This is a genomic window from Teichococcus vastitatis, assembly GCF_003604215.1.
GTDB classification, from domain to species: Bacteria; Pseudomonadota; Alphaproteobacteria; order Acetobacterales; family Acetobacteraceae; genus Pseudoroseomonas; species Pseudoroseomonas vastitatis.
Genome location: NZ_QXGS01000003.1, coordinates 171,690 through 198,590 on the forward strand (window position 1 = coordinate 171,690; position 26,901 = coordinate 198,590).

Consider the following 26,901-nt stretch of genomic DNA (forward strand, 5'->3'; position numbering starts at 1 on the left):
GCCGCCATGAAGGCAGGTCCTCCTTACCGGTGCTTGCCGGAGCCCCCGGCATCCTCTCGCGTCCGGACATGGAACATGCCGGCTCGGGACCGGGAACATCCTAGGGGAAACCTCGCGGCAGCGGCATAGGCCATGGCCTGCTGCGGCATCAAACCGACAGAAAGCGCGCCCGCAGTGCCGCATCCCGCATCAATGCCGGCATGGCGCCCACGTGGCGGACCACGCCGGATTCCAGCACCACGGCCTGATCGGCCACCGTTGCGGCGAAAAGTAGATTCTGTTCCGACAGCAGGATCGACATGCCCTCAGCCTTCAAGGCGGCAACAGCCCCGGCCATGCGTTCTACGATAACCGGTGCCAATCCTTCCGAAGGCTCGTCCAGCAGCAGCACCGCGGGATTGCCCATCAGGGTCCGGGCGATCGCGAGCATCTGCTGCTCGCCGCCGCTCATGCGGCTGGCAGGGCGGCGCCGCATGGAGGCCAGGGCGGGAAACAGGGCGAAGACCCGGTCTGCGGTCCAGGGCTCCCGCCCGTCGCGCGGCGGGCGGCGGCCGACCTCCAGATTCTCCGCTACCGTCAATCCGGCGAAGATCCGCCGTTCTTCCGGCACATAGCCGAGGCCGACTCGCGCGATGACGTGCGGAGCCTGCCCGGCCAGTTCCCGACCCTCCAGCCGCACCGATCCGGCGCTGGGCGGCACCAGCCCCATGACCGCCTTCATGGTGGTGCTTTTGCCGGCGCCGTTGCGGCCGAGCAGGCACAGCACCTCCCCCGGGGCCAGCGCCAGGGACACGCCGTGCAGGATGTGGGCCCGGCCGTAATGCGCGTGCAGCGCCTGCACCTGCAACATCAGCCGGTCATTCCCCCGAGATAGACCTGTCGCACCAGGGGATCGACGCGCACCGCTTCGGGCGCGCCCTCGGCGATCAGCCGGCCGCGATCCAGCACCAGAACGCGGTCGGCATGGGCGAACACGACGTCCATGTCGTGCTCGGTGAACAGCACGGCGATGCCGGCGGCGCGCGCGATGCCGGCGGTCTGCGCCATCAACGCCCCGCGCTCGGCCGGCGCCATGCCGGCAGTGGGCTCGTCCATCAGCAGCAGCCGCGGCTGGTTGGCCAGCGCCATGGCGAGTTCCAGCCGCTTCAGGTCGCCATAGGCCAGGATGCCGCAGGGCCGCCCGGCCTGCGCTTGCATGCCGACGCGCGCCAGCAGCGCCTCGGCCTCACCGGTCAACTGGTGGCGCGCCGGCCGCCAAAGGCCGAGCAGCCGGCGCGCATGCGACAGCAGCGCCATCCGGACATTGTCCAGCACTGTCATGGAGCCGAAGGTCGCGGTGACCTGAAAGGTCCGGCCGACGCCGAGCCGCCATATGGCGCGCGGCGGCCGGCGGGTGATGTCGCGCCCACCCAGCCGGATGATGCCGGCATCCGGGCGCAGCTGGCCGTTCAGCATGTTGAAGCAGGTGCTCTTGCCGGCGCCATTGGGGCCGATCAGCGCTAGCATCTCGCCCGGCGCCAGGGCCAGGGACACGCCATCCACCGCCCGGTTGCCGTCCCAGGATTTCACCAGCCCCTCGGCCTGCAGCACCGGGGTCATGCGCCGCGCCGGCGATAGAAGGCGCGGGCCAAGCCGCCGGGGAAGAACAGCACCAACGCCAGGATCACCAGGCCCAGCAACAGGCGCCACAGATCTGTCAGCCGCGATAACTGCTCCTGCAGCCCGGCATAGGCCACGGCTCCCAGGATGGGGCCGGACAGGCTGTGCACCCCGCCAAGCAGCACCATCAGCAGCGCATCCACGCTGCGCGGGATGTCGAGCGAGGATGGGAACACGCTGCCCTTGCCATAGGCGAAGAGTGCGCCGGCCACGCCGGCCATCGCGGCGGCCAGGGCGAAGGCGAGCCAGCGGATGCGGAAAGCATCGATGCCGATCGCCTCGGCCCGGAGGGGAGAATCCCGCTGCGCCCGCAGCGCCATGCCGAAGGGGGCGTGAATGGCCCGCCGCAGCATCCAGACGCCGAGGCCGCACAGCGCGAGCGACAGGTACCAGAAGGCCAGCCGGCCGCGCGCCCATTCGCTCGGCCAGACACCGAGGATGCCATTGTCGCCGCCCGTCACCTCCACCCACTGGAATGCGACGCTCCAGGCGATCTGCGCAAAGGCCAGGGTGAGCATGGCGGAATACACCCCCGACAGACGCACGCAGAACCAGCCAAACAGGAAGCCGACCAGGCCAGCGAAGAACGGCGCCGCCACCAGCCCGACCTCCATGGGCGCGCCGAGGTGGCGGGCCAGCAGTGCGGCGGCGTAGGCGCCGGCGCCGAAATAGGCGGCGTGACCGAAGCTGGCCATGCCGCCCGGCCCCATGATCAGGTGCAGTGAGGCGGCAAACAGCACCAGAGCGGCGAAATCGGCCAGCAGGATCAGCGGATACTCGCCCAGAAAGGGTGGCAGCAGCAGAAGCGCCGCCAGCGCGGCCATACCGGCACCTTGTAGCCAGCGCGGAGCGGGGCCAGGCAGGGGCGCCGCGGCCTCGGTGGCGGGCGGCGGGCCCTCCGGCTTGCGGCCGAGCAACCCGTAGGGCCGCAGCACCAGCACAATGGCCATCACCAGAAAGGCCAGCACCAGGGTGATGCGGGGAAGCACCAGAATGCCGAAGGCGTGCAGTTCGCTGATCAGCAGCGCCGCCAGGAACGCACCGGGCAGGCTGCCCAGCCCGCCGACCACCACCACCACGAAGGCCTGCACGATGATGGCCATGTCCATGTGGATGGTCACCGCCTCGCGCGGCAGTTGCAATGCTCCGCCCAAGCCGGCCAGCGCCGAGCCGAGACAAAAGACGCCGGTGAACAACAGCTGCTGGTCGACGCCCAACGCCGCAACCATCTCACGGTCCTGCGTCGCGGCACGCAGCAGGATGCCGAAGCGGGTGCGGTGGAACAGCAGCCATAGCAGGCCCAGCACCACGGGACCCACGGCGATCAGGAACAGGTCGTAGCGTGGAAAGCGCAGGCCGAAGATCTCGGTGGCGCCGCGCAGCAGCGGCGCACGCGGGCCGAACTTGTCGTCGGCGCCCCAGAGCAGCAGCACCAGATCCTGCACCACCAGCACCAGCGCGAAGGTGGCGAGCAGCTGGAACAATTCCGGCGCGCGGTAGATGCGGCGCAGGATCACCATCTCCGCCGCTGCTCCCAGGAGCCCCACCGCCAGCGCCGCCAGCAGGATGCCGCCCCAGAACCCCCAGCCACCCCATTCCGCCAGCGGGGCATGGCTGACCAGCGTCCAGGCGAGAAAGGCGCCCAGCATGTAGAAACTGCCATGGGCGAAGTTGACGATGCGGCTGACCCCGAAGATCACTGTCAATCCGGACGCCACCAGAAACAAGGAGGAGGCGCTGGCGAGACCGGTCAGCGCCTGGACGGCAAGGGTTTCCAATGCCGGCTCAGTTCTGCCGCGGACGCCATTCCCGCACCTGCTCGTCCGGCGGCAGGTAGCGCGCGCCATCGGCATAGCGCCAGTCCACCATGCGGCCGACCCGGCCTTGCAGTTTGGTACGGCCGACGAAAGCGCCGAGGGTGGATTGGTGGTCGAGGGCGCGGAACTCCACCTCGCCGGTGCCGTAGCCGGTAGGGTAGCGCAGCCCTTCGAAGGCCGCGACCATGGCCTCGGTGTCGGTGCTGTTCGCCTGTCGCAGCATGGTGGCGATGGCAAGCGCCGTGTCATGGCCGACAATGGAGCCGCAGCGCGGCAATTCGTTGAAGCGGGCGCGATAGGCATCGCGCAGGGCGGTGTGGACCGGGTTGTTCAGCTCGTCGCGGGGATAGCCGGTGACGATCCAGCCATCGGGGCATTCCTCGCCCAGGGGCTCCAGGTATTCCGGCTCGCCGGTCAGCATGGAGGCCACGACCCGATCCTCGAACAGGCCGCGCGTATTGCCTTGCCGAACAAAGTTCAACAGGTCGGTGCCGAAGGTGACGTTGAAGATGGCATCGGGCCGCAGCCGCTCCAGCGCCTGCGACGTGGCGCCGGCATCGATGCGGCCGAGGGCCGGGAACTGCTCCCCGACGAACTCGACATCCGGGCGGGCGTGGGACAGCAGGGCCTTGAACCAGCGCACGGCGGACTGGCCGTATTCGTAATTGGGCGCAATGGTGGCCCACCGCTTGGCCGGCAGCTTCGCGGCTTCCTCCACCAGCATGGCGGCCTGCATGTAGGTGCTCGGCCGCAGCCGAAAGGTGTAGCGGTTGCCGCGGGACCAGACGAGGGCATCCGTCAGCGGTTCAGAAGCGCAGTACAACACCTTGTTCTGCAGAGCATAATCGCCCAGCGCTAGCCCGACATTCGACAGGTAGCCGCCACCCAGCAGCGCGACACGCTCGGAGGCGACCAGCTCTCCCGCGATGCGCACCGAATCCTCTGGCCGGCCGGCATCGTCCCGGAACAGGGTTTCCAACGGTCGGCCATGAATGCCGCCCTCGGCGTTGATGCGCTCCTGCGCCAGCAGCCAGCCATTGCGGTAAGGCCCGAGAAATGCCGGCTGGGCGGTGTAGGAATTGATCTCGCCGATGCGGATCGGCGCATTTCCCTGGGCCCGCAGCACGGCAGGCGCCGCAACGCCCATGGCCACGCCGGTCAGCAGGCCACGCCGGCCGAGGCGGGGGAAGGAGTTGCGGAATTCCATGGCCTTGCTGTCCTTCTCTCTGCGCCCGAAAGAGCGGTCTGCGTCAGGCTGAAGCGGCCTCATGCAATGCCGTCAGCCGCTGCGGCAGGGCCGACAAGGCCGGCTCGGCCGCGTTGGCGAAGGCGAGCCGCAGGTGGCGCTGCTGACCCGGCCCGAAGAATGGCCCCGGCAGGGTGAGCAGACCATGCCGGCTGGCCAGATCTTCCGCCACTGACAGGGCGTCGGGTAGGTCCTCCGGCAGCCGGAGATAAGCGAAGTATGTGCCCAGGGAGTCGATCTTCCAGGCCGGCGCGGCTCGCATCGCTCGCTCGAACCCGACTGCCCGCTCCTGCATCAGGCGGCGATTGCCGTGGCGCCACTCCCGCAGCGCCGGTATCGCCCAGGCCAATGCTGCCTGAGCCGGCCGGGATGCGCAGATCTGCCAGCTGTCGAGCAGTTTCAGCAGCGCTTGCCGGAACGCCCCGCCGCCCAGGATGGCGCCGACCCTGTGGCCCGGCAGGCAATAGGATTTGCTGAAAGAATAAAGGTGTACGACATGATCCTCCCAGCTCGGTTCAGAAAACAGCTGGTGGGGAGAGGTGCCATCCTGGGGAAGGAAGTCGCGGTAGGTTTCGTCCAGCACCAGCCAGACGCCCCGCTCCCGGCAGAGGATCGCGATGCGCGCCAGCAGGTCAGACGGAATCACTGCACCGGTCGGATTGTTGGGACTGACCAGCACCAGCGCCCGGCTGCGGGGCGTCAGCGCCGACGCCAGCCGGTCCGGGTCGGGCAGGAAGCCGTCCTCAGCCCGCAACGGTAGGGGAACGGCCGGGATGCCGAGCAGCTCCAGGGTCATGCGATGGTTGAAATACCAAGGCGTTGGCAGAATAACCTCATCCCTGGAGCCAGCCAGAACGCTGACCGCCATGGCAAAGGCCAGATTGCAGCCCGAGGTGATCGCCACCTGATCCGGTGCAACGGGTGCCTCGTAGAAGTGGCTGATCTCCGTGGCCATGGCTTCCCGCAGCGCCAGGTCGCCCTCAATGGCACCGTAGGCGGCGGTGGCCGAAGAGCCTGCCGCTTCCGCCAGCCTCGCCAGCAGGCCGGGATGCGCCGGATATCCCGGCACCGCCTGAGTCAGGTCCAGCATCGGCCCGGCGGCACCATCATAACGTGCTGCCCAGGCGCGGGCCGTCGGGATCGGTGGCTCGGCAGTGGCGTGGACGCGGCAGGACAGAAGCGGAATGGGCATGGCCGCGGAGAGTGTCACGCGGCCGTCGGCACGCCCAGAGCAAGACTGCGCCAGATCGGCACTTCCCGCCGTTTTAGTCGGCCTCGCCTGCCGGACGACCGGTGCAGTGCCGCCAGTGATGCCAAAGCAGCCGCGCCGCCAGGGAACGCCAGGGGCGCCACGCCTCCGACAGCGTTGCCAGCGCTCGCGGCGGCGGGCGGGCTGGCAACCCCTTCAACTGCTGCACCGAGGCAGCGAGCGCTACATCGCCATAGGGAAAGATGTCCGGCCGCCCTTCGGCGAACAGCAGATGAACCTGCGCCGTCCAGGGCCCGAGGCCGCGCTGCGCCGACAGGTGATCGATCGCCACCTGGTCCGGCATGTCCGACAAGGCATCCAGGCGCAGCGCACCGTCCAGGCAGGCCTGCGCCAAGCCACGCAGGTGGGCCACCTTGGGCCGGGAGAGGCCGGCGCTGCGGAAGTCCACGTCGTCCAGCAGCAACAAGCCGCGGGGTTCCAGGGCGCCCGGCAGGGCGGCGAAGCGGCGCCAGATGGCGTCCGCCGCATGGTTGCTGATCTGCTGGCCCAGCACGGTCCGCGCCAGCCCGCCGAAGCCGCGTGGCCGGCTTCGCCAGGGAAGCGGGCCGGCTGCGGCCTCGATGCCGGCGAAGTCCGGATCGGCCTGGCACAGCTCCGCCATGGCCAGGGTGGCCCAGCTAGGTCCGGTCATCGTGGCGCCTCATCTCGTTTCGGGTCCCAATGCAACGAAACGCAACGGCGCGGGCCAGGGCAAAAGCCTGTAACATGATGAGCGGGCATCATCGCCATATCTCTTCTATGGTCGACAACATGGAACCCCCTCCGCACATTCTCGTCGTCGATGATGATCGGGAAATCCGCGATCTCCTGTCGAAGTTCCTGGAGCGACAATCCTGCCGGGTGACGGCCGCCCGGGATGCGCGGGAGGCGCGGCGGCTGTGGCCGCTCGGCCGCTATCACCTGGTGGTGCTGGACCTGATGCTGCCGGGCGAATCGGGCCTGGAGTTCGCCCGCTGGCTGCGCAGCCAGTCGGACGTGCCAATCGTGATGCTGACCGCGATGAGCGAGGAAACCGACCGGATCGTCGGGCTGGAACTCGGGGCCGATGATTACGTGGCCAAGCCGTTCAACCCGCGCGAATTGCTGGCGCGCATCCGCGCCGTGCTTCGCCGCGCCAGCGGTGAGGGCAACAGCACCCAGGAGCCGCCGGCCAAGGCGATCCGCTTCGCCGGCTGGACGCTGGAGCCTGCCCGCCGCCGGTTGCTGAACCAGGACGGGGTGGAGGTGCCGCTCACGGGTGGCGAGTATGAATTGCTGATGGTGCTGGTGGAGCGGCCCAACCGGGTGCTGACCCGCGACATGCTGATGGATCTGCTGCGCGGCCGGCAGGCCGGGCCGTTCGACCGCGCCATCGACGTCGCGGTGTCGAGGCTGCGGCGCAAGCTGGAGGATGACGGGCGCAACCCCAGCCTGATCAAGACGGTTCGGGGCGGCGGCTACGTGCTGGCCGCCACGGTGGAGAAGGCGGCCGAACTGCCGCAGGGCCTCGCCCTCGCCGGCGGCACCGCGCCCTGATGCGCCGCCGATGATCCGCCGCCTGCTGCCCTGCAGCCTCGCGGGGCGCACGGCTCTGTTTCTGACGCTGGCGCTGATGCTGGTGCAGGCGGCCGGGCTGACCATCCATGCGCTGGACCGGCTGGATCTGCAGCGGATCATGTTGTCCCGGGAGGTGAGCACGCGCGCCTTCATCTTCTGGCGCACGGCCGTGCTGGCCAGCCCGGACCGCCGGCCGACCATGTTGCAGGAGGTCGACCTGATGCGCGGCCTGCGGGCCGATCTGTCCGAGCTTCCAGCGGTGCGGCCCGGCATGCCGCCGCCGCCGCTCGGCCTCGCCGAGCTGTTCCAGGTCAAGCAGTGGCGCACCCTGCCGCCCCATCTGCGTCCCCGGACACTGCTGGTCGCGGGCGGCCCGACGATGCGCGACCTGGTGGTGGCCAGCCAACTGCCCGATGGCAACTGGGTCAATCTGTGGCTGTCCGTTCCGGTTCTGCGGCCCTGGCATTCCAGCGCCTTCCTGGTCGCCTTCCTGCTGATGACTGGTGCGGCGCTGGCATTGATCCTCTGGGCAACGCGGCGCCTGACCCGGCCTGTTTCGGCCCTGGCCCGGGCCGCCGAGCGGCTGGGCCGAGACGTCAACGCGCCGCCCCTGCCGGAGAACGGGCCGCGCGAGGTGGCCACTGCGGCGCGTGCCTTCAACACCATGGCCGAGCGCATCCGCCGCTTCGTGGGCGACCGCACGCAGATGCTGGCCGCCATTGGCCACGACCTGCGCACGCCGATCACGAGGCTGCGGTTGCGCGCCGAGTTCCTCGATGATGACGAGCAGCGGCGCAAGATGCTGGCGGACCTGGACGAGATGGAGGCGATGGTCAACGCGACCCTGGCCTTTGCCCGCGATGACGCGGCGACCGAGCCCTCGGTGCCGCTCGACCTCGCGGCGCTGTGCCGGACGGTGCTGGACGAGGCCGCCGATGCCCGCCCCGAGCTGACCAACGAGGCCGCCTCCTATGAGGGGCCGGAGCGGCTGCGCATCCGCGCCCGGCCAATGGCGCTGAAGCGCGCCCTGGCCAATCTGGTGGGGAATGCGCTGAATTACGGCGGCACGGTGCGCATCCTGCTGGATGGCCATGGCAGCGGAGCGGAATCCAGCCTGGTGCGCATGCGGGTGGAGGATGACGGCCCTGGCATCCCGGAAGACTGCCTGGAGGTGGTGTTCCAGCCGTTCCGCCGGCTGGAGACCAGTCGCAATCGGGAAACCGGCGGCACCGGCCTCGGCCTGCCGATCGCCCGCAACATCCTGCGCGCCCATGGCGGCGACGTGGTGCTGCGCAACCGGCAGCAGGGCGGCCTGTGCGCCCTGGTAACCCTGCCGGCCTGAGGTTCAGGCGAGCTTCAGCTCCTCCCGCACCAGGCTGACCCAGTATCCGGCGCCATACGGGATGGCATCGTCGTTGAAGTTGTAGGTTGGCGTGTGCAGCCCTTCCGAGGTGGCTCCACCCGCGCCCTGGCCCAGGAAGATGAACGCGCCGGGACGGGCGTCCAGCATGTAGGCGAAGTCCTCGCCGCCGGTGACCGGCTGCGCCTCGCCATCGGTGTTCCCGCGCCCGACCAGCGCGGCGGCAGCGTCGATGGCAGTGGCGGTCTGCTCGGGGTGGTTCACCAGAGGCGTGCCGTTGCGGTTGTACTTCACCTCGGCCGAGCAGCCGAAGCTTCCCGCCAGCCCCTGGGCCAGCTCGTTCATGCGCCGCTCGATGGTGTCGCGCACATGCGGCAGAAAGGAACGGGCGGTGCCGCCGACGCGGATCTCGGACGGCATCACATTGGTAGAACCGAAGGAGCCACCATCAATGGCGCCGACGCTGACCACGCCCGCCTCGATCGCGGCGATGTTGCGGCTCACAATGGTCTGCAACGCCAGGATGAACTGCGCCTGCAGCACGGTGACGTCGGTGGACAGGTGCGCCGCCGCGCCGCCATGGCCGCCGGTGCCGCGGAAGGTCACCACCCAGCGATCCGGCGCCGCCATGAACGGGCCGGGGCGGATGGCGAACTGGCCGAGCGGCAGGCCCGGCTCGTTGTGCAGGCCGTATACGGCGTCGACCGGGAAGCGCTCGAACAGGCCGTCCGCCAGCATCGCTTTGGCGCCGCCGCGGCCTTCCTCGGCCGGCTGGAAGATGAAGTGCACGGTGCCGCCGAAATCGCGGTGCTGCGACAGGTAGCGCGCGGCGCCCAGCAGCATCGTCGTGTGGCCATCATGGCCGCAGGCATGCATGGTGCCGGGGTTGGTGGAGGCATAGGGCAGGCCGGTGGCCTCGTGGATCAGCAGCGCGTCCATGTCGGCGCGCAGCCCGATGGCGCGTTGGCCCGCCAGGCGGCCCTTCAACGTGCCCACCACGCCAAACCTGCCGACGCCCTCCGTGACGTCCAGCCCGTATTCCCGCAGCCTGGCGGCCACCAGGGCGGAGGTCCGCTTCTCCTCCATCCCCATCTCGGGGTGCGCATGGATGTCCTGGCGGATGGCGGCGAGGTCCGGCTGCAGCGCGCGCAGCTCAGCGAGAAGGGTGTCGTTCACGGCATGCTCCCGGATGCCCGGACAGGCATGGCCGAGCCGCGCCTGCCGGGAAAAGCCCTGTCATGAACCGCATGACGGCGGAAGAAAAGCACCCGTGAAGGGCGGCGCTGGCAAATCTTCAGCGAGCGGCGCATAGCGGGGCGACAAGCAAGGACATGATGATGGACAAGGACGCGCTGACCGCCTGGGCGCTGAAGAATGGCTGGGAGATGATCGGCGGCCATCCCAGCCTGGCCAAGCCGAACGCACCGAAGGAAGCCATCGTGCGGTTGGTGTTCAAGGCGACGGTGGTGGCCCTGGAGGTCAAGAAACCGGCCGGAAAGTGGGAAAAGGTCGGTGGCGACAGCTATGCCAAGGTCACCCCGCCGCAGGATGACGATTTGCTGCCCGCCGGTCTCGGCTTCGAGAAGGTGCCCAGCATCACCAAGCTGATGCAGGATAGCCGCGACCGGAAGGTGTTCTCGGCCTTCGGGTGAAGCCGGGCGGCGGCCGCGCCCGGCCTCACCGCATCAGGCGCCGGCGGCGGCCCGCATCCGCGCCAACGCCTCCTCCCGGCCGAGCGCGAATAGCACCGCGTCGATCGGCGGCGACTGGGTGCTGCCGGTAAGCGCCGCCCGCAGCGGCTGCGCCACGGCGCCGAGCTTCATGTTCTTCACCTCGGCATAGTCGCGCAGCCATTGGTCGAGGTCGGCACGCTCCCACGGCGCGCCCGACAGGAACTCGGCCAGGTCGAGCAGCCGGGCCTTGCTGTCGTCGTTCAGCTGTGCCTGCGCCTTGGGCTCGAAGGCGAGGGGTACGCTGGCAATGGCGAAGCGGCACATGGACGCCGCCTCCAGCAGGGTGCGGGCGCGCGGCTGGATGTCCGGCATCAGGGCGCGCACGGTGGTGGCGGCGCCGTGTGGCAGCGGGCCATCGCGCCGCAGGATCTCCAGCACCTCGCCGGTCACCGCGTCCGAGTCCTTCTGCCGCAGGTACTGCGCGTTCAGATGCGTCAGCTTGGCGTAATCCATGCGGCTGGCGGCGCGGCCGACATCCTTGAGGTCGAACAGCTCGATGGCGCGATCACGCGGCACGAACTCCTCGTCGCCATGACCCCAGCCGAGGCGCAGGAGATAGTTGCACACGGCTTCCGGCAGGAAGCCCTGGTCGCGGAACTCCAGCGCCCCCACCGCCCCGTGCCGCTTCGACAGCTTGGCGCCATCCGCGCCGTGGATCAGCGGAATGTGCGCGAAATGCGGCCGGGTCCAGCCCATGGCGTCGTAGATCATCGCCTGACGGAAGGTATTGGTCAGGTGGTCGTCGCCGCGGATCACGTGGGTGATGCGCATATCATGATCATCCACCACCACCGCGTGCAGATAGGTCGGCGTGCCATCGGAACGCAGGATGATCATGTCATCCAGCTCCGTGTTCTGTACCCGGACCTCGCCCTGTACCAGGTCGCGGATCACCGTCTCGCCCTCGCGCGGAGCCTTGATGCGGATCACCGGCTTGACGCCCGGTGGCGCCTCGGCCGGATCGCGGTCGCGCCAGCGGCCGTCATAGCGCGGCGGCCGGCCTTCCTTCATGGCCATCTCCCGCATCTGCACCAGCTCCTCGGGCGTGCAGAAGCACAGGTAGGCCTTGCCCTGCGCAAGCAATTCCCGCGCCACCGCGGCATGGCGGGCCTCCTGGGCGGTCTGCATCACCGGCGGCTCGTCCGGCGTCAGGCCGAGCCAGTCCAGACTCTCGATGATCTGCCGCACAGCTTCCGGCGTTGAGCGGGCGCGATCCGTGTCCTCGATCCGCAGCAGGTACTGGCCGCCATGGTGACGGGCGAACAGGAAGTTGAACAACGCCGTGCGGGCCCCGCCGATATGCAGGTAGCCGGTGGGCGAGGGGGCAAAACGGGTGCGTACGGTCATGGCTCGGCGTCTTCCTTCGAGCCGGTGCTTCTAACATCCCTGCCGCCTGCTGTAGAGTGCGCGCAGAGGTTGATAATTCATGTCAGATCTTGTCGTCGATCCGAAGCGCCCGGTCTCCTGGCCGAGTTTCAGCCTGGGCAACGGGTGGCGCGGCGTCGCCGGGGCCCTGGCCGGGGACTGGCATCGCCTGCCGCTCTGGCTGCCGGTGGCGTTGGGCATCGGCATCCTGGGGTATTTCAGTCGCACCACCGAGCCTTCCGGTGTCTGGTGGCTGTTGCCCGCGCCGGTGCTGGCCGCGGCGCTGCTGCTGCGGCACCGGCCGTGGCTGGGGTGGGCCCTGGGCTATGCCGGCGTGGTGCTGCTGGGTTTCGCCCTGGCCGGGTGGCATGCGGCCCGGATGCCGCCGCCCCTGGAACTGCCGCGTCGTGCCGTGGTGCTGGAAGGACAGGTGGAACGCGTCGAGAAGCTGCCGAAGGGGCTCCGCGTCACGCTCGGCGCGGCGCGGCTCGGACCGGATGAGCCGCCACTGGTGCGCATCCTGCGCATCCGGCTGCGGGACGATGACCCGTTGCAGCCGATGCCGGGAGAAAGGCTCCGCGTCCGTGCGCTGGTGCGCGAGCCCTCGGCTCCGGTTCAGCCGGGTGGCTGGGACTTTCAGCGCGACGCCTTCTTCAGTGGCCTCGGCGGCTCCGGCTTCGCGCTGGGTGCGGCGGAGCGGCTGGGCGAGGCCGCCGCCCCACGCCCCTTCGCCCGGCTGCGCCGCTGCATCGAGCAGCGGGTCATGGCGGCGGTGCCCGGTGGCGGCGGAGCCGTCGCGGCCGCCCTGTTGACCGGAAGCCAGAGCGGCATCCCGAAGGAAGACATGCAGGCCATGCGCGATTCAGGGCTGGCGCACCTGTTGTCCGTCTCCGGCCTGCACATCGCGATCGTCATGGGTCTGGGCTTCGGGTTGCTGCGCTTCGGCATTGCCCTGGTTCCGGCGCTGGCGCTGCGATTCGACAGCAAGGTCGTCGCGGCCCCGGGCGGACTTCTGCTCGGCTTCGGCTACCTGCTGCTGACCGGGCTGCAGGTGCCCATGCTGCGCTCCTTCGCCATGGCGGCAGTGGTGACGCTGGGGGTGATGCTGGGGCGCCGCGCGCTATCGCTGCGCGTACTCGCCGCCGCAGCCGTCGTGGTGATGGCGATCCAGCCGGCGGCGCTGCTGGGACCCTCCTTCCAGATGAGCTTCGCCGCCGTGCTGGTTCTGATCGCCTGGGCGGAAGCGAGTGGCCGCTGGATGGCATCCTGGCGCCGCGGCGACGAGTGGTGGCGGCGCCCCACCGTGCTGGCGGGCGGCATGGTCCTGACCTCACTGCTGGCTGGGCTGGCCACCACCCCCTACGGCCTGCACCATTTCGGGCGGCTGCAACTCTACGGCGTGGCGGCCAACATGGCGGCGGTGCCGGTGACCTCCTTTCTGGTGATGCCGGCCGGCATGCTCGCGGTGGCGGCCATGCCGTTCGGCCTGGAGGCGGTCCCGCTGCGTCTGATGGGGTTGGGCGTGGAGCTTATCCTCTGGGTGGCCCGGACCGTGGCGAGCTGGCCCGGCGCCGCGATCTCGGCCATGCCGATCCCGCCGGCCGGCTTGGCGCTGACCAGCCTGGGGCTGCTGTGGCTGTGCCTGTGGCGGGCCCGGTGGCGGCTGCTGGGTCTGCCGATGCTGGTGCTCGGACTGGGCAGCGCAGTGCTGGTGACGCCGCCCGACCTGCTGATATCGGCCGACGGCAAGCTGATCGCCCTCCGACTGGAGGACGGGCTGCTGTTGCAACGGACCAGCGGCGCTTCCGGCTTTGTTCGCGCCAACTGGCTGCGCAGCCTGGGAGAGGAGGAGGCGGAGGCGCTGCCGGCGAGTGCGGCCCGCGAAGATGGGGCTCTGCAATGCGATGCGCTGGTGTGCCGCTTCCAGCCGCGTCCCGAGGTGGCCGCGGTGCTGCTGCTGCGCACGGCCAAGCCGAAACGCGGCCAGGATCCGGCCGAGATCCGGTCCGAGCCTTATTGCGGCCAAGCGGCGCTGCTGGTGTCCGGCGAGCCCATCCGGGGCCGCTGCCGCAACAGCCGAACGCTGGACCGGTTCAGCGTGTGGCGCAACGGCGCCCATGCTGTCTGGCTGCTGCCGGGCGAGGCCCGGGTCGTGTCCGACCGGGAATGGCGCGGCAGCCGCCCATGGGTGCCGCCGCCGCCGGTTCCGGCGGCACGCCGCGCCGCGGCCGCCCTCAGTAGCGGCGCAGCAGCCCCACGAGTCGACCCTGCACCTTGACCCGGTCGGGGCCGAAGATGCGCGTTTCATAACGCGGATTGGCGGCTTCCAGGGCGATCGAGTTGCCCTTGCGGCGCAGCCGCTTCAGCGTCACCTCGTTCTCATCCACCAACGCCACGACCACTGCACCGTTCTCGGCCGTGTCGTCGCGGCGGATGATCACCGTGTCGCCATTCAGGATGCCGGCGCCTTCCATGGAGTCGCCAGACACCTCCAACGCATAGTGATCGCCGCCGCCGAGCAGCGCCGCCGGAACCTCCACGGTGCCGCCGCCGTCCCGCAGCGCCTCGATCGGCTGACCAGCGGCGATGCGGCCATACAGCGGCAGGTGCACCGCCGCGGCCTCCGCCGCGTTGCGGCTGGCGCCGGGCAGGTTGGAGGCGAAATTGCCGCGGATTACGTTCGGCGCGAAGGCAGGCGCCCCGGCCCGGGCGGCCTCGGCGGCGGGCGCCACGCTGTCCGGCAGCCGGATCACCTCCAGGGCCCGGGCGCGGTGTGCGCGCCGCTTCAGGAAGCCACGTTCCTCCAGGGCGGTGATCAGCCGGTGAATGCCCGACTTGGAGCGCAGGCTGAGGGCTTCCTTCATCTCCTCGAACGAGGGCGAGAACCCCGTGTCGCGCAGATGCCTGTCAATGAAAACCAGCAACTCGTGCTGCTTGCGCGTGAGCATGCGCGGCCCCCCGTGAACATCCTGGCCGTCCCGACGACCAGCCACTGCCGGGCTGCGAACAAACCGGCAACCCAGCCGATGTTCTACGAAAGTTCCATCGCTCCGGTCAACAGCATTGCCGCCGATTTCGCTGATGTTTCAGAGGCCGAGCGGCGCCAGCTCCAGCACCTCGACACGATCGCCCGCCTTGGCGGCCGCTGCATGCGGCAGCCGCCGGATCAGGGCGTGGCAATTGGCCAGGATGCGCAGCATGGAGCTGTCCTGCCGGTCCGCCGGGGTGGCCAGCAACTGCCCCTCGGTGCCCCGTTCCAGCGTGGCGCGGAGGTAATCCTCGCGACGGTCGTTTTCGGGCAACGGCGCGGTCAGCACGGCGGCTTGCAGGGCGGGGGGCGCCGGCGGCAATCCGGACAGCACGGACAGGGCCGGCTGCAGGAACAACACGCCGCAGACCAGGGCGGAGACCGGATTGCCGGGCAGGCCGAGCAGCGGCGTATCGCCGAACCGTCCCCAGATCAGCGGCTTGCCCGGCCGCATGGCGATCTTCCAGAAGTCGAGCGCGAAGCCTTGGGGCCCCAGCGCCTGCTGCACCAGGTCGTGCTCGCCGACGCTGGCGCCGCCGGTGGTCAGCACGAGGTCGCAGGAGCGTGCCGAGTCCGCGGCCATCGCGATGGCGTCCGCATCGTCGGCGGCGATCGGCAGCACCAGCGGCACGCCGCCACCCGCCCGCACCAGCGCCGCCAGGGCATGCGCGTTGGAGGACACGATGCCGCCGGCCGGCAGCGGCTCGCCCGGCAGCCGGATCTCGTCTCCCGTGGCCAGGATGCCGATGCGCGGCTGACGGTGCACCGTCAGCCAGGGATGGTTGGCGGCTGCGGCCAGCCCGAGGTCCCGCGCGGTGAGCCGCTTGCCGGGATGCAGCAGCACGTCGCCGGCCCGGAAGTCGAGCCCGGCCGGGCGGATCCAGCGGCCGGGGCGGACCGTTTCGCGCACCGCGACGGCGGTGCCATCGGCTTCCGCATCTTCCTGCAACAGGATGCCATCGGCGCCGGCGGGAACGGGCGCGCCCGTGAAGATGCGCACCGCCTCGCCGGCGCCGACCCTGCCGGCGAAGGGATGCCCTGCGGGAGCCGACCCGATCACGCGCAGAACGGCGCTCTCCGTCGCGTCAGCCGCCCGCACGGCGTAGCCGTCCATCGCCGACATGTCGGCCGGCGGCTGCGTCAGCCGCGCGGTCACCGGCGCCGCCAGCACGCGACCCCAGCCTTCCGGCAGCGGGATCGTTTCCGGCCCGGTCGGCGCCAGGCTGCCCAGGATGCGGGCCCGCGCCTCCTCCACCCGGATCATGGCGCTTCCCACAATCCCGACTTGCCGCCTTCCTTGCGCGCAAGGTGGATGCCCTCCACCCGCATACCGCGGTCGATCGCCTTGCACATGTCGTACACGGTGAGCGCCGCGACCGAGACGGCGGTCAGCGCCTCCATCTCGACGCCAGTGGGGCCGGTGGTCTTGACCCGCGCCTCGATGGTCACGCTGCCCGGCGCGACCGGCACCAACTCCAGCTTCACCGAGGTCAGCGCCAGTGGATGGCAGAGCGGGATCAGATCGGCGGTGCGCTTGGCCGCCATGATGCCCGCGATGCGCGCCACGCCGAGCACGTCTCCCTTGCCGAGCGAGCCGGCGCGGATCGCGGCCAGGGTGGCCGGCGCCATCTCCACCCGGCCGCGGGCGACGGCCAGCCGCTCCGTTGCCGGCTTGGCGGAAACATCCACCATCACCGCACGCCCTTCGGCATCGAAATGGGTGAAGCCGGCCGGGGTAGGGGCGGGAGCCCGCGGCGGATCGAAGCCTTCGCCGCCCTCGCTCATCCGGCCTGCACCATGGCGCGGGCCGCCGTGGTGACGTCCGGTTGCCGCAGCAGATGCTCGCCCACCAGGATGCAGCGGGCACCGGCCGCCGCCATGCGGCGCACATCCTCTGGGGTGCGCAGCCCGCTCTCCGCCACCGGGATCCGATCGGCCGGGATCTGCGGAACCAGCGCCTCGGCCGTGCCGAGATCAGTCTTCAGCGTGCGCAGGTTGCGGTTGTTGACGCCGATCAGCCGGGTGTTCAGCCCCAGGGCGCGGTCCAGCTCGCGCTGGTCGTGCACCTCGGCCAGCACCGCCATGTCCAGGCTGCGGGCCACATCCTCCAACTCCCGCGCCTGAAGGTCCGACAGCGCCGCCAGGATCAGCAGGATGCAGTCGGCGCCCATCGCCCGCGCCTCGAACACCTGGTACGGGTCGATCATGAAATCCTTGCGCAGCGCCGGCAGGTGGCAGCTGGCGCGGGCAGTGACCAGATCGGCCGGCGTACCCTGGAAGTATGGCTCGTCGGTCAGCACCGAAAGGCAGGCGGCGCCGGCCTCGCAATAATCCCGGGCCAGCCCGGCGGGGTCGAAGGGATCGCGGATCAGCCCGCCCGAGGGCGAGGCCCGCTTGATCTCGGCGATCAGCCCGATGCGGCCATCGGCGACGGCAGCGCAGAGCGCCCCGGTGAAGTCGCGCGGCGGGTCCAGGTCACGCGCGCGGCGCTCCATCTCGTCGAGCGACGTCGCTTCCTTGCGGGCGCTGACTTCCTTGTGCTTGTCGGCCAGGATGCGCAGCAATGTGTCGGGCAGGGCTTCGGCGTTCAAGGCGGTCTCTCTGGATCAGGTTCCGGCGGCGTCGGGCTGCGTGGCACGGCGCAGCCGTTCCAGCACCGCCAGGGCCGCGCCCTCGTCGATGGCACGCGCGGCGCGCCCGGCCGCGCCTCTCAGATCGTTCCCGTCACCCGCCACCACAAGGGCGGCGGCGGCGTTCAGCACCACGCAGTCGCGATAGGGGCCACGCTCCCCCCGCAACAACGCTTCCAGCGCCGCCGCGTTGTGCGCCGGATCGCCGCCGCGCAGCGAATCCGCCGCAGCTTCCGACAGGCCGGCATCGCCGGGGGTGACGGCGAATTCGCGGATGCTGCCGCCCCGCAGCTCCACCACCTGGCTCGGCCCGGCGACTGTCAACTCGTCCAGCCCCTGACCATGCACGAGCCAGGCCCGCTCGGAACCGGTGCGCGACAGGGTCTCGGCCATCGGGCGCAGCCATTGCGCGGCAAAGGCGCCGGTCATCTGGCGCTTCACCCGCGCCGGATTGGTCAAGGGGCCGAGCAGGTTGAAGATGGTGCGCGTCCCGAGCTCGACGCGCGGGCCGGCCGCGTGGCGCAGCGCGGCGTGATGGCGCGGCGCCGCCAGAAACACCATGCCGGCCTCCCGCAGCACCCGCGGCAGCTCCGGAATCGGCACGTCGAGGTTGATGCCCAGCGCGGCCAGCGCGTCGGACGCCCCGGATTTCGACGACAGAGCCCGGTTGCCATGCTTGGCCACCGGCACGCCGGTGCCGGCCACCACCATGGCGGCGGCGGTGGAGATGTTCAGCGTGCCTGCGGCGTCGCCGCCGGTTCCGACAATGTCCACCGCCCCCGGCGGGGCCTCAACCGCGATCATACGGGCGATCATGGCACGTACCGCCCCGGTCATTTCGGCCACCGTTTCACCGCGCAGCCGCATCGCCATGAGCATGGCGGCGATCTGCGCCGGGGTCGCGGCGCCTTCCATGATGATGCCGAAGGCGGCTTCCGCCTCGTCCTCGGACAAGGTTTGCCCATCGGCCAGCCTGCCCAGCAGCGGCTTCAACGAATTCATGCGCCGGATCCGGGGCAAGGCGCTGCGGAAGGGATCGTCATGGCGTCGCTGCTGTTCCTCGCCGCATCCGCATCACCGGGCCGTCACTTGGCCCAGCACCTGCTCGTTGTAGGTCACCTCGGCCCGGGCCCGCAGCGCCGCGAGGTATTGTTGTTCCAGGTCCCCCAGCATCGCCTGTTCCACCGCTCCGCGCACCTGGCCCAGCGCCAGCGCGTCGGCATCGGGGTTGAACGGCAGGATCTCGACCGGCTGGGCGACGGCGAAGCCTTCCACCGTCTCGGCCATGGTGGCCTCACCCGGTGCGGCGGCGAAGACCGGCTGCAGCAGCTCGGGCGGCACCGGCTGCGGCTGGCCGGGGTTCTGCCCCTGCGGCGCCGGATTGCGGCCGAAGGGCGGGGTACGGCGGGGTTGCAACCCGGCCTCGCTCGCCGCTTCCGGCAACGGCTTGCCGCCCTTCACCGCCGCCAGCAGCGCGGCGGCGCGCTCTTCTTGCGACCGGCGGCGGGCATCGGCCGCCCAGGCGGCCCGCACCGCATCGGCCACCTCGGCGAAGGGGCGCAGCGCCGGAGGCTTGACCTCTTCGACGCTGAAGGCGAACAGCGCGGCCTGCCCGGCCTCGGCCAGGCGCGGCGCCTCGCCCTGCGGGGCGGCGAAGATGGCGCGCAAAGCCATGTTGCGCGGCTCGCCGGACAAGGGCAGCGCGGCCTCCTGACCATCCGGTGCGCGGCCGTTGCTGTCGGTGGTCACCTCGGCCAGCGCCAGGCCGAAGCGCGGCGCAACCTCGGCCAGGGTGGCGCCGCCGGCCAGCGCGTCTTCCACCTGGTTGGCGCGCTCATAGGCGATATCGGCAGCGCGCTCCTGCCGCACCGCGGCGGCGACCTCGGCCTTCGCGGCCTCGAAGCCGCGGGCGGAACCGGGCTCGATGCCGGTCACCTTGATCACGTGCCAGCCGAACGGGCTCTGCACCGGGTCGCTGATGGCGCCATCGGACAGCGCGAAGGCAGCCGTGGCCAGTTCCGGCACCGGCAGCCCCGAGCGGTCCACGGTGCCGAGCGACACCGCCTGGCCGCCGGCCTGCTGTGCCGCCTCGGTGATGGCGGCGAACTCGGCGCCGCCGCGCCATTGCTCGGCCAGGGCGCCGGCGGCCTCCTCGCTCTGCAGCACGGCCTGCTCCAGGCTGCGGCGTTCCGGTGTCTCGAACTGGTCGCGCCGTGCCTCGTAGGCGGCCCGCAACTCGTCATCCGTGGGCTGGATCTCGCTGGCCAGCGTCTCGGGCGACAGCACGGCAAGGGTGTAGCGGCGATATTCCGGCGCCGAGAAACGATCCGGGTTGTTCTCGTGGTAGCGGGTCAGCTGCCCCTCGGTCGGGGCCGGCGGCTCCGGCGCGGCGGCCAGCGGCAGGATGACGAGGTCGGCCACCCGACGCTCCCGCTCCCAGGCCAGCAGCGGGCGGGTGAGGGTGTCGGGACCGGCGGCGCCGGCGCGCACCGCGCCCACCATCTGCTGCCGCTCCAGGTCGGCGCGCAGCAGGGCCAGGAAGTTCTGCTCGGTCAGGCCGTTGTTTCGCAGGAAGCCGTCGAAGGTGGGCCGGCTGAAGCGGCCATCCACGCCCTGGAAGGCGGGAATGCTGAACACGTAGTCGCGCACGGCGGTTTCCGGCGCGGCCAGGTTCAGGCGTTCCGCCTCCTGCCGCTGCACCCGCTCCAGCACCAGGCTTTCCACCGCCTGGCGGGCGATGGCGCCGCTCATCTGCGGCGTGATCTCCATGGCTCCTCCCAGCTGGCGCTGAATCCGCGTGATCTCGCGGCGGGCCGCCTGCTGCGCCTCGGGCAGCTCGATCGGCTCGCCACCGACCCGCGCCACGGCGGAATCCCGGCCGAAATTGCGGACGATGTCCTCGATCCCCCAGATGGCGAAGGACAGGATCAGCAGCACAAAGAGAACCTTGGCGAACCAAGTGCCGGTGAGGCGGCGAAGCGCAGTGAGCATGGTGTTCCGCAAGAGTGAAGTGCGCCGGACCATAGGCAAAAGCCGGGCTGTTGCCAAACACCGGCGCGGCTTGTAGCCGCTGGGAGCATTCGCGTTCGAAAAGGAAGTTCATTACCATGACCCCAGGCGTGCGCCCGCTGATCGCCGGCAATTGGAAGATGCATGGCAGCCTGAGCGAGGCCCGGGCCCTGGCCGGCGCCGTGGCGGAAGGCAAGGTGCAAGGCGCCGAGCTGTTGGTTTGCCCGCCATTTCCGTACCTGTTGCCGGTGCAGGGCGCCCTGGCCGGCAGCACCGTGGCGCTGGGGGCCCAGGATTGCCACGCGGCGGCCAAGGGCGCGCACACCGGCGATATCTCAGCTCCCATGCTGAAGGATTGCGGCGCCGGATTCGTGATCCTGGGCCATTCCGAGCGCCGTGCCGACCATGGTGAGGACGATGCCGCGGTTCGCGCCAAGGCGGAGGCGGTGCTGGCGGAAGGGCTGGTGCCGGTGGTCTGCGTCGGCGAGAGCGAGGCGCAGCGCCTGTCCGGCGAGGCCGAGGCCGTGGTGGCCGGACAGCTGGCCGGAAGCCTGCCGGAGGGCTTCGCCCAGGCCCACGGCGTGGTCGCCTATGAGCCGGTCTGGGCGATCGGAACCGGCCGCACGCCGACCGAAGACGACATCGCCGCCATGCATGCGCGCATCCGTGCCGAGCTGGCCGCGCGGTTCGGCGCGGCTGGCGGAACGCTGCGCATCCTGTATGGCGGCTCGGTCAAGCCGGGCAACGCCAAGGCGATCCTGGCGCTGCCCCATGTGGACGGCGCGCTGGTGGGCGGTGCCAGCCTCGTGGCGGCCGATTTCCTGGCCATCGCCAGCGCCGTCTGAGGCGGATGGTTCAGCAGGCTTGATCCTGGCATGATATCTGACTTAAGTCAGATTATCATGCCATTCGATCCTGTTTTGCGGTTTCGTCGCTTCAGCCGGGCCGTCACCTCGGAGGTGGGGGCCGTCGATACATCCTTTCTCGGGCGCGGCCGCCCGCTGGGCGCCGCCCGGGTGCTGAACGCCATCGGCCACGGCCGGGCCGACGTGGCGGAGATCCGCGACTATCTCGGCCTCGATTCCGGATTGATGAGCCGGCTGCTCCGTAGTCTCGAGGACGAAGGCCTCGTCACCACCCGCCCGCATTCCGTCGATGCACGCCGCCGGGTCGCGCGGCTGACTGAGGCGGGAGAGCGTGAGTTCCGCCAATATGAGGACCTCTCCAACGCTCGGGCCGAGGCGCTGCTCGCGCGCCATCCGCGGCCGGAGGCGCTGCTGGCGGCCATGGACCTGGTGGCGTCCGCCCTGGGGCGCGACCGCCTCTCGCTGCGCGAAGCGGACCCGCGCACCGCGGAGGCACGCCATTGCCTGTCGGAATATTATGCCGAGCTGGCGCGCCGCTTCGAGCGCGGCTTCGATGTTGCCTTGTCCCGCGATCCGGACGCCGCCGACATGATCCGCCCGCGCGGGGTTTTCCTGATCGGCTTCTCGGATGGCCTGCCGCTCGGCTGCGTCGGCCTCAAGGGCAGCGGCGGCGAGGTGGCGGAAATCAAGCGCCTCTGGGTTTCCCCGGCCGCGCGTGGGCTGGGGCTGGGCCGCCAATTGATGGAGGCGGTGGAGCAGGCGGCCCGTACGTTGTCGATCCGGGTGCTGCGGCTCGACACCAACTCGGCCCTGTCCGAGGCGCTGCGGCTCTACCGTCGCTCGGGCTGGACCGAGATCGGGCGCTTCAACGATGATCCTTATCCCGACCTGTTCTTCGAGAAGCGCCTGTGACGGCGGGTGCCGCAGCCCCGGCTTGCCCCTGATGGAGCAGCGCGCGAGGATGGCGCCATGCCGAACGACCTGACCCCGCGCGTCCTGGACGCGCTCGACTCCGCCCGCGCCGAGACCGAGGCCAGCCTGATCGAGTGGCTGCGCATCCCCAGCGTCAGCGCCCAGCCCGCCCATGCCCCGGATTGCCGCCGCGCCGCCGAATGGCTGGTGCGCGAGCTAGCCGCGCTGGGCTTCGAGGCCGGGCTGCGCGAGACCCCCGGCCATCCCGTGGTGATCGCCAGCCATCCGGGCCCGCAGCCGACCCCGGGGCGGGATGTGCCCCATGTACTGATCTACGGCCACTACGACGTGCAGCCGCCGGAGCCGCTCGAGCTCTGGACCAGCCCGCCCTTCGAGCCGACGCTCACCGAGGGGCCGCGCGGGCCGCGCATCACGGCGCGCGGCGCGGTGGACGACAAGGGGCAGGTGATGACCTGGCTCGCCGCGCTGCGGGCCTGGCACAAGGTGGCGGGCGGTCCGCCGGTGCGGGTTTCGGTGCTGGTGGAGGGCGAGGAGGAGATCGGCAGCCCCAGCCTCGACCCGGTGCTGGAGGCGGAGAAGGCGGTGTTGTCGGCCGATGTGGCGCTGATCAGCGACACCAACATGTGGGCGCCCGGCGTGCCGGCGCTGACCGTCAGCCTGCGCGGCATGGTCTACACCCAGATCGACCTGCGCCTGGGCGCCCGCGATCTTCATTCCGGCTTGTTCGGGGGTTCGGCCGTCAATGTGCTGAATCTGCTGACGCGGATCCTGGGTGAGCTCAAGGATGAGAATGGCCGCGTCCAGATTCCCGGCTTCTACGACAACATTCCCGAGCCCACCGCCGAGCAGCGCGCCACCTGGGATGCGCTGGGCTTCGACGAGGCCGCCTTCCTCGGCAGCCAGGGCATGTCCACCTCCGGCGGCGAGAAGGGCCGCTCCGCACCGGAGCGCCTGTGGGCCCGCCCGACTGCCGACATCAACGGCATCTGGGGCGGCTACATGGGGGAGGGCACCAAGACGGTGATCGCCTGCGAAGGCCATGCCAAGCTGTCCTGCCGGCTGGTGCCGGGGCAGGACCCGGCGAAGATCACGGACGGTATCCGGCAGTTCGTCCAGTCGCGGCTGCCGCCCGATGCGAAATTCACGCTGCAGGTGTTCGGCGAGGCGCCTGCCGTGGCGGTGCCGGCGGATTCGCCATGGCTCGCCGCCGCGGAGGCGGTGCTTCAGGAGGAATTCGGCCGCCCGGCCGTGCGTGCCGGCGGTGGCGGCTCCATCCCGGTGGCCTCCAGCCTGAAGGGCATCCTGGGTCTGGACTGCCTGATGATGGGCTTCGGCCTGGATGACGATCAGGTGCACAGCCCGAACGAGAAGTTCGAGATGGCCTGCCTGCATTCCGGCGCCCGCAGCCATGTCCGGCTGCTGGGCAAGCTCGGCGGCGGGTAAAAAGCCGGCGTCTTCTCCGGAAACCGGCCGGGGTGGTCGAGCCGCCCCGGCGTTCTCGTGCTCAGCCGCGCGCCACCGCATCGCGGATCAGGCCGAGGCTTTCCTCCACCATCACCGCCGTGACGTCGAGGTGGAAGCAAGCGCGCAGCCTGCCGCCCAGGCCGGACATCTGCACGCCCTGCAGGCGCAACGCGCGAACCAGGGCGTCCGGGGTGATGCCGGTGGCGGAGGGATCGAAGAACACCAGGTTGGTGTCCGGCTCCTCCACCACCATGCCGGGGATCTGCCGCAGGCCGCGTGCGAACGCCTGGGCGTTGGCATGGTCCTCGGCCAGGCGATCGATGTTGTGGTCGAGCGCGTAGAGGCAGGCCGCCGCGCAGATGCCGGCCTGCCGCATCGATCCGCCCAGGCGCTGCTTCCAATGCCAGGCCTTGTCGATGAACTCCGCCGAGCCGGCCAGCACCGCGCCGAGCGGCGCGCCCAGCCCCTTGGTGAAGTCGAGCCACACCGAGTCGAAGCCGGCCACCATCTCGGCCGCCGGGATCCCGGCGGCGACCACGGCGTTCATCAGCCGCGCGCCGTCCATATGGGTGGCCCAGCCCTGCTCCCGCGCCACGCCGACCACCGCGTCGAGCCGCGCCTGCGGCCACACGGCGCCGCCGCCAATATTGGCGGTCTGCTCCACCTCCAGAAGGCGCTGCGGCGGGGCGTAGCGGCTGCGATGCCGGATCGCGGCGCGCAGCGCTTCCTCCGTGAACATCCCCCGCTCGCCCTGCAGCGGATGGATCTGCACGCCGGACAGGGAAGCATGGGTGCCGCCCTCGCTTTCCAGGATGTGCGAGGTCTCATGCGCCAGCACCTCATCGCCGTGCCGGCAATGGGTGCGGATGGCGATCACGTTGCACATGGTGCCGGATGGCAGGAACACCGCCGCCTCCTTGCCCATCAGCGCGGCCATGCGGTCACACAGGGCGTGCACGGTGGGATCGTCGCCGTACTGCTCGTCGCCAACCTCGGCCCGCATCATCGCGTCCTTCATGGCGGCGGTGGGGCGGGTCTGGGTGTCGGAATACAGGTTGATGCGGACCGGCGGCGCCCCCGCAGGCGGGCGGGAAGGGGCATGCACCATGGAGGGCACCTTTCAGGCTGGGGATCAATCCGACATGTCGGCGATGCTGGTGCGGATGCGGCGGATCAGGCGGTAGACGGCCAGAACCGCAAACACCGCGATCAGGGAAGGCAGCAGCCAGTCGGGCCATTCCTGCAGCCATGCCGCGCCGGCGGCGCGCCAAGCTTCCAGCGCGATCGTCAACAGCAAGGGCAGGAGTGATCTCAACATGGCAGAGGCGCAGCATGCCAGTCTCCGTGCCGGCCGTCACCCCGCCCGCCTCGCCGATGGCTACTCGGCAGCCGGGGTTCCGTCCGCCGCCGGCCGTGCCGGGGCCGCCGCCGTCTGCGTGTTGCGCCCGTACAACACCATGGCGCGGCGCTCGAAGGCTCGCACCATCAGCCGCACCGCCTCGTTGAACACGGTGCCGATCACCGCCTGCAGCAGGCGCGACTTGAATTCGAAATCAACAAAGAAGTCGACCTCGGTGCCGCTCTCGACCGGAGTAAAGGTCCAGGTGTTGTTCAGGTAACGGAACGGGCCGTTCTCATACTGAACCCGGACGCCCTTCGGCCGGTCCAGCACCACGCGGGACCGGAAGGTCTCGCGGAACATCTTGAAGCCGATGGTCAGGTCGGCCAGCAGCTCCGTCTCGGTTTGCGACACGATGCGGGCGCCGACGCACCAGGGCAGGAATTCCGGGTAGCGGCGAACATCGGCCACCAGGTTGAACATCTGCTCCGGCGTGTAGCGGAGGATGCGCTTCTCGGCATGGGTCGGCATCAGTCGGCGGCGACGGCGCGAAGCTGGGCGTTACGGGCATCGCGCAGGGCGGCGAAATCCCGGTCCGCATGGTAGGAGGAGCGGGTCAGCGGGGTCGCAGACACCAGCAGGAAGCCCTTGCCACGGGCCATCCGGGCATAGTCCTCGAACTCCGCCGGCTCCACGAAACGGTCCACCGCCGCGTGTTTCACCGTGGGCTGCAGGTACTGACCGATGGTCAGGAAGTCGATTTCGGCGCTGCGCATGTCGTCCATAACCTGCAACACCTCCATCCGGGTTTCACCAAGACCGACCATCAGGCCCGATTTCGTGAAAATGGATGGGTCGAGCTCCTTCACCCGGTCCAGCAAGCGCAGCGAATGATAGTACCGCGCCCCGGGCCGGATGGTCGGATACAGCTTCGGCACGGTTTCCAGATTGTGGTTGAACACGTCCGGCCGGGCCTCGACCACCGTTTCCAGGGCGCCGTGCTTGCGCAGGAAATCCGGGGTCAGGATCTCGATGGTGGTCTCGGGGGCGGCGCTGCGGATCGCCGCGATCACCTCGGCGAAATGCCGGGCACCGCCGTCCTTGAGGTCATCGCGGTCGACGCTGGTGATCACCACGTGGCGCAGGCCGAGCTTGGCGACGGCGTCGGCCACGCGGCGCGGCTCATCGGCATCCAGGTGCTTGGGCTGGCCGGTGGTGATGTTGCAGAAGGAACAGGCGCGGGTGCAGATCTCGCCCATGATCATCATGGTGGCGTGACGCTGGGACCAGCACTCGCCGATATTGGGGCAGGCCGCTTCCTCGCACACCGTCACCAGCTTGTTCTCGCGCATCAGGTTGCGCGTTTCGTGATAGATCGGGTGCGTCGGCGCCTTGACTCGGATCCAGTCCGGCTTGCGCTTGATCGGGTTGTCCGGCCGGTGCGCCTTTTCCGGATGGCGCAGCTTCCTGGCCTCGGTGACAGGCGCCTCGAGGTTGAGCGGCGCCGGCGCGCCCTCGGCATTGGATACCGCGCCGCCAGCCCGGTGGTCGATCAGGATACGCGTGGCCATTCGGGAACCCCGGTGCAGTGCGTGCGGCGGCGCGACGTGCCGCCACCCCCTCTATATGAGCAATCCGGGCGCGGA

The 26,901-nt window shown here is 70.2% G+C and carries 25 protein-coding genes; 7 read left to right on the forward strand and 18 right to left on the reverse strand.

Going from position 1 to position 26,901, the window contains the following annotated elements; translation table 11 throughout:
- Window positions 1–148 precede the first annotated feature (148 nt).
- The 6 genes from D2K64_RS06870 to D2K64_RS06895 form a co-directional block, all read right to left on the reverse strand.
- On the reverse strand, window positions 149–850 hold the full coding sequence (locus D2K64_RS06870; protein ID WP_120007486.1) for an ABC transporter ATP-binding protein: 702 nt from the start codon (window positions 848–850) through the stop codon (window positions 149–151).
- Window positions 850–1,599 (reverse strand): ABC transporter ATP-binding protein, encoded by a 750-nt coding sequence (locus tag D2K64_RS06875; RefSeq protein WP_120007487.1) that lies wholly within the window; start codon window positions 1,597–1,599, stop codon window positions 850–852. Before D2K64_RS06875 ends, D2K64_RS06870 begins: the two co-directional genes overlap by 1 nt.
- The gene (locus tag D2K64_RS06880) at window positions 1,596–3,437 is read right to left on the reverse strand and encodes an ABC transporter permease (RefSeq protein WP_120007488.1); all 1,842 of its coding nucleotides are present in this window, start codon (window positions 3,435–3,437) and stop codon (window positions 1,596–1,598) included. The genes D2K64_RS06875 and D2K64_RS06880 overlap by 4 nt, the downstream gene beginning before the upstream one ends.
- Before the next feature lie 7 nt (window positions 3,438–3,444).
- Window positions 3,445–4,683 (reverse strand): ABC transporter substrate-binding protein, encoded by a 1,239-nt coding sequence (locus D2K64_RS06885; protein ID WP_120007489.1) that lies wholly within the window; start codon window positions 4,681–4,683, stop codon window positions 3,445–3,447.
- Window positions 4,684–4,726: 43 nt separating this feature from the next.
- Window positions 4,727–5,914, reverse strand: a complete 1,188-nt coding sequence (locus tag D2K64_RS06890; RefSeq protein WP_120007490.1) for an aminotransferase — start codon at window positions 5,912–5,914, stop codon at window positions 4,727–4,729.
- Between the two features lie 73 nt (window positions 5,915–5,987).
- Window positions 5,988–6,623 (reverse strand): DNA-3-methyladenine glycosylase family protein, encoded by a 636-nt coding sequence (locus D2K64_RS06895; RefSeq protein WP_120007491.1) that lies wholly within the window; start codon window positions 6,621–6,623, stop codon window positions 5,988–5,990.
- A gap of 119 nt (window positions 6,624–6,742) precedes the next feature.
- Here D2K64_RS06895 and D2K64_RS06900 point away from each other — a divergent pair, with 119 nt between their 5' ends.
- Together D2K64_RS06900 and D2K64_RS06905 are read left to right on the forward strand one after the other, a co-directional pair.
- Window positions 6,743–7,507 carry a response regulator gene (locus tag D2K64_RS06900; protein ID WP_120007657.1) on the forward strand — a complete coding sequence of 255 codons (765 nt, stop codon included), beginning with the start codon at window positions 6,743–6,745 and terminating at the stop codon, window positions 7,505–7,507.
- Window positions 7,508–7,517: 10 nt separating this feature from the next.
- Window positions 7,518–8,870, forward strand: coding sequence for an ATP-binding protein (locus tag D2K64_RS06905; RefSeq protein WP_120007492.1), 1,353 nt, complete (start codon window positions 7,518–7,520; stop codon window positions 8,868–8,870).
- 3 nt (window positions 8,871–8,873) lie between these two features.
- On the opposite strand, the gene D2K64_RS06910 is transcribed toward D2K64_RS06905, so the two are convergent.
- Complete coding sequence (locus tag D2K64_RS06910) at window positions 8,874–10,064, reverse strand: M20 aminoacylase family protein (RefSeq protein WP_120007493.1); 1,191 nt, start codon at window positions 10,062–10,064, stop codon at window positions 8,874–8,876.
- 158 nt (window positions 10,065–10,222) lie between these two features.
- Here D2K64_RS06910 and D2K64_RS06915 point away from each other — a divergent pair, with 158 nt between their 5' ends.
- Window positions 10,223–10,540, forward strand: a complete 318-nt coding sequence (locus D2K64_RS06915) for a hypothetical protein (protein WP_238384061.1) — start codon at window positions 10,223–10,225, stop codon at window positions 10,538–10,540.
- Between the two features lie 33 nt (window positions 10,541–10,573).
- On the opposite strand, the gene gltX is transcribed toward D2K64_RS06915, so the two are convergent.
- Window positions 10,574–11,968, reverse strand: coding sequence for a glutamate--tRNA ligase (gene gltX / locus D2K64_RS06920; protein ID WP_120007494.1), 1,395 nt, complete (start codon window positions 11,966–11,968; stop codon window positions 10,574–10,576).
- A 79-nt stretch (window positions 11,969–12,047) separates the two neighbouring features.
- On the opposite strand from gltX, the gene D2K64_RS06925 reads away from it, so the two are divergent.
- Complete coding sequence (locus D2K64_RS06925) at window positions 12,048–14,264, forward strand: ComEC/Rec2 family competence protein (RefSeq protein WP_120007495.1); 2,217 nt, start codon at window positions 12,048–12,050, stop codon at window positions 14,262–14,264.
- Here the strand turns inward: D2K64_RS06925 and lexA are convergent.
- The 6 genes from lexA to D2K64_RS06955 form a co-directional block, all read right to left on the reverse strand.
- Window positions 14,221–14,934 (reverse strand): transcriptional repressor LexA, encoded by a 714-nt coding sequence (gene lexA / locus D2K64_RS06930; protein WP_120007496.1) that lies wholly within the window; start codon window positions 14,932–14,934, stop codon window positions 14,221–14,223. The two genes, D2K64_RS06925 and lexA, sit on opposite strands and share 44 nt — an antisense overlap.
- 138 nt (window positions 14,935–15,072) lie before the next feature.
- Complete coding sequence (locus tag D2K64_RS06935) at window positions 15,073–16,278, reverse strand: molybdopterin molybdotransferase MoeA (RefSeq protein ID WP_120007497.1); 1,206 nt, start codon at window positions 16,276–16,278, stop codon at window positions 15,073–15,075.
- Window positions 16,275–16,799 carry a cyclic pyranopterin monophosphate synthase MoaC gene (moaC, locus tag D2K64_RS06940; RefSeq protein ID WP_120007498.1) on the reverse strand — a complete coding sequence of 175 codons (525 nt, stop codon included), beginning with the start codon at window positions 16,797–16,799 and terminating at the stop codon, window positions 16,275–16,277. Before moaC ends, D2K64_RS06935 begins: the two co-directional genes overlap by 4 nt.
- Window positions 16,796–17,605 carry an indole-3-glycerol phosphate synthase TrpC gene (gene trpC, locus D2K64_RS06945; RefSeq protein WP_120007499.1) on the reverse strand — a complete coding sequence of 270 codons (810 nt, stop codon included), beginning with the start codon at window positions 17,603–17,605 and terminating at the stop codon, window positions 16,796–16,798. The genes moaC and trpC overlap by 4 nt, the downstream gene beginning before the upstream one ends.
- A 15-nt stretch (window positions 17,606–17,620) precedes the next feature.
- Window positions 17,621–18,646 (reverse strand): anthranilate phosphoribosyltransferase, encoded by a 1,026-nt coding sequence (gene trpD / locus D2K64_RS06950; RefSeq protein ID WP_120007500.1) that lies wholly within the window; start codon window positions 18,644–18,646, stop codon window positions 17,621–17,623.
- A gap of 72 nt (window positions 18,647–18,718) precedes the next feature.
- Window positions 18,719–20,635, reverse strand: a complete 1,917-nt coding sequence (locus D2K64_RS06955; protein WP_162306158.1) for a peptidylprolyl isomerase — start codon at window positions 20,633–20,635, stop codon at window positions 18,719–18,721.
- Between the two features lie 128 nt (window positions 20,636–20,763).
- Between D2K64_RS06955 and tpiA the strand changes: the two genes are divergently transcribed.
- From tpiA to D2K64_RS06970, 3 genes are read left to right on the forward strand one after another with little or no spacing between them, the layout of a single operon-like run.
- The gene (gene tpiA, locus D2K64_RS06960; protein ID WP_202910553.1) at window positions 20,764–21,498 is read left to right on the forward strand and encodes a triose-phosphate isomerase; all 735 of its coding nucleotides are present in this window, start codon (window positions 20,764–20,766) and stop codon (window positions 21,496–21,498) included.
- Between the two features lie 57 nt (window positions 21,499–21,555).
- Window positions 21,556–22,431, forward strand: coding sequence for a bifunctional helix-turn-helix transcriptional regulator/GNAT family N-acetyltransferase (locus tag D2K64_RS06965; RefSeq protein WP_120007503.1), 876 nt, complete (start codon window positions 21,556–21,558; stop codon window positions 22,429–22,431).
- A 57-nt stretch (window positions 22,432–22,488) separates the two neighbouring features.
- Complete coding sequence (locus D2K64_RS06970) at window positions 22,489–23,895, forward strand: dipeptidase (protein WP_120007504.1); 1,407 nt, start codon at window positions 22,489–22,491, stop codon at window positions 23,893–23,895.
- 61 nt (window positions 23,896–23,956) lie between these two features.
- Here D2K64_RS06970 and D2K64_RS06975 read toward each other — a convergent pair whose 3' ends face one another.
- The 4 genes from D2K64_RS06975 to lipA form a co-directional block, all read right to left on the reverse strand.
- Window positions 23,957–25,024, reverse strand: a complete 1,068-nt coding sequence (locus tag D2K64_RS06975; RefSeq protein ID WP_120007505.1) for a threonine aldolase family protein — start codon at window positions 25,022–25,024, stop codon at window positions 23,957–23,959.
- A 24-nt stretch (window positions 25,025–25,048) separates the two neighbouring features.
- Window positions 25,049–25,213 carry a hypothetical protein gene (locus D2K64_RS24280; protein WP_157985751.1) on the reverse strand — a complete coding sequence of 55 codons (165 nt, stop codon included), beginning with the start codon at window positions 25,211–25,213 and terminating at the stop codon, window positions 25,049–25,051.
- Window positions 25,214–25,294: 81 nt separating this feature from the next.
- Window positions 25,295–25,786 carry a type II toxin-antitoxin system RatA family toxin gene (locus tag D2K64_RS06980; RefSeq protein WP_120007506.1) on the reverse strand — a complete coding sequence of 164 codons (492 nt, stop codon included), beginning with the start codon at window positions 25,784–25,786 and terminating at the stop codon, window positions 25,295–25,297.
- Entirely contained in the window at window positions 25,786–26,826 is a 1,041-nt protein-coding gene (gene lipA / locus D2K64_RS06985; RefSeq protein WP_202910536.1) for a lipoyl synthase, read from the reverse strand. Before lipA ends, D2K64_RS06980 begins: the two co-directional genes overlap by 1 nt.
- Window positions 26,827–26,901 lie beyond the last annotated feature (75 nt).

Coding starts and splice junctions, on each gene's coding strand:
- D2K64_RS06955 (WP_162306158.1), bottom strand. CDS start 20,635: ATGCTCACTGCGCTTCGCCGCCTCACCGGCACTTGGTTCGCCAAGGTT.
- moaC (WP_120007498.1), bottom strand. CDS start 16,799: ATGAGCGAGGGCGGCGAAGGCTTCGATCCGCCGCGGGCTCCCGCCCCT.
- D2K64_RS06980 (WP_120007506.1), bottom strand. CDS start 25,786: ATGCCGACCCATGCCGAGAAGCGCATCCTCCGCTACACGCCGGAGCAG.
- D2K64_RS06925 (WP_120007495.1), top strand. CDS start 12,048: ATGTCAGATCTTGTCGTCGATCCGAAGCGCCCGGTCTCCTGGCCGAGT.
- D2K64_RS06900 (WP_120007657.1), top strand. CDS start 6,743: ATGGAACCCCCTCCGCACATTCTCGTCGTCGATGATGATCGGGAAATC.
- D2K64_RS06970 (WP_120007504.1), top strand. CDS start 22,489: ATGCCGAACGACCTGACCCCGCGCGTCCTGGACGCGCTCGACTCCGCC.
- D2K64_RS06890 (WP_120007490.1), bottom strand. CDS start 5,914: ATGCCCATTCCGCTTCTGTCCTGCCGCGTCCACGCCACTGCCGAGCCA.
- D2K64_RS06965 (WP_120007503.1), top strand. CDS start 21,556: ATGCCATTCGATCCTGTTTTGCGGTTTCGTCGCTTCAGCCGGGCCGTC.
- D2K64_RS06935 (WP_120007497.1), bottom strand. CDS start 16,278: ATGATCCGGGTGGAGGAGGCGCGGGCCCGCATCCTGGGCAGCCTGGCG.
- gltX (WP_120007494.1), bottom strand. CDS start 11,968: ATGACCGTACGCACCCGTTTTGCCCCCTCGCCCACCGGCTACCTGCAT.
- D2K64_RS06885 (WP_120007489.1), bottom strand. CDS start 4,683: ATGGAATTCCGCAACTCCTTCCCCCGCCTCGGCCGGCGTGGCCTGCTG.
- lipA (WP_202910536.1), bottom strand. CDS start 26,826: ATGGCCACGCGTATCCTGATCGACCACCGGGCTGGCGGCGCGGTATCC.
- lexA (WP_120007496.1), bottom strand. CDS start 14,934: ATGCTCACGCGCAAGCAGCACGAGTTGCTGGTTTTCATTGACAGGCAT.
- D2K64_RS06875 (WP_120007487.1), bottom strand. CDS start 1,599: ATGACCCCGGTGCTGCAGGCCGAGGGGCTGGTGAAATCCTGGGACGGC.
- D2K64_RS06915 (WP_238384061.1), top strand. CDS start 10,223: ATGATGGACAAGGACGCGCTGACCGCCTGGGCGCTGAAGAATGGCTGG.
- D2K64_RS06975 (WP_120007505.1), bottom strand. CDS start 25,024: ATGGTGCATGCCCCTTCCCGCCCGCCTGCGGGGGCGCCGCCGGTCCGC.
- D2K64_RS06895 (WP_120007491.1), bottom strand. CDS start 6,623: ATGACCGGACCTAGCTGGGCCACCCTGGCCATGGCGGAGCTGTGCCAG.
- D2K64_RS06870 (WP_120007486.1), bottom strand. CDS start 850: ATGTTGCAGGTGCAGGCGCTGCACGCGCATTACGGCCGGGCCCACATC.
- D2K64_RS06905 (WP_120007492.1), top strand. CDS start 7,518: ATGATCCGCCGCCTGCTGCCCTGCAGCCTCGCGGGGCGCACGGCTCTG.
- trpD (WP_120007500.1), bottom strand. CDS start 18,646: ATGAATTCGTTGAAGCCGCTGCTGGGCAGGCTGGCCGATGGGCAAACC.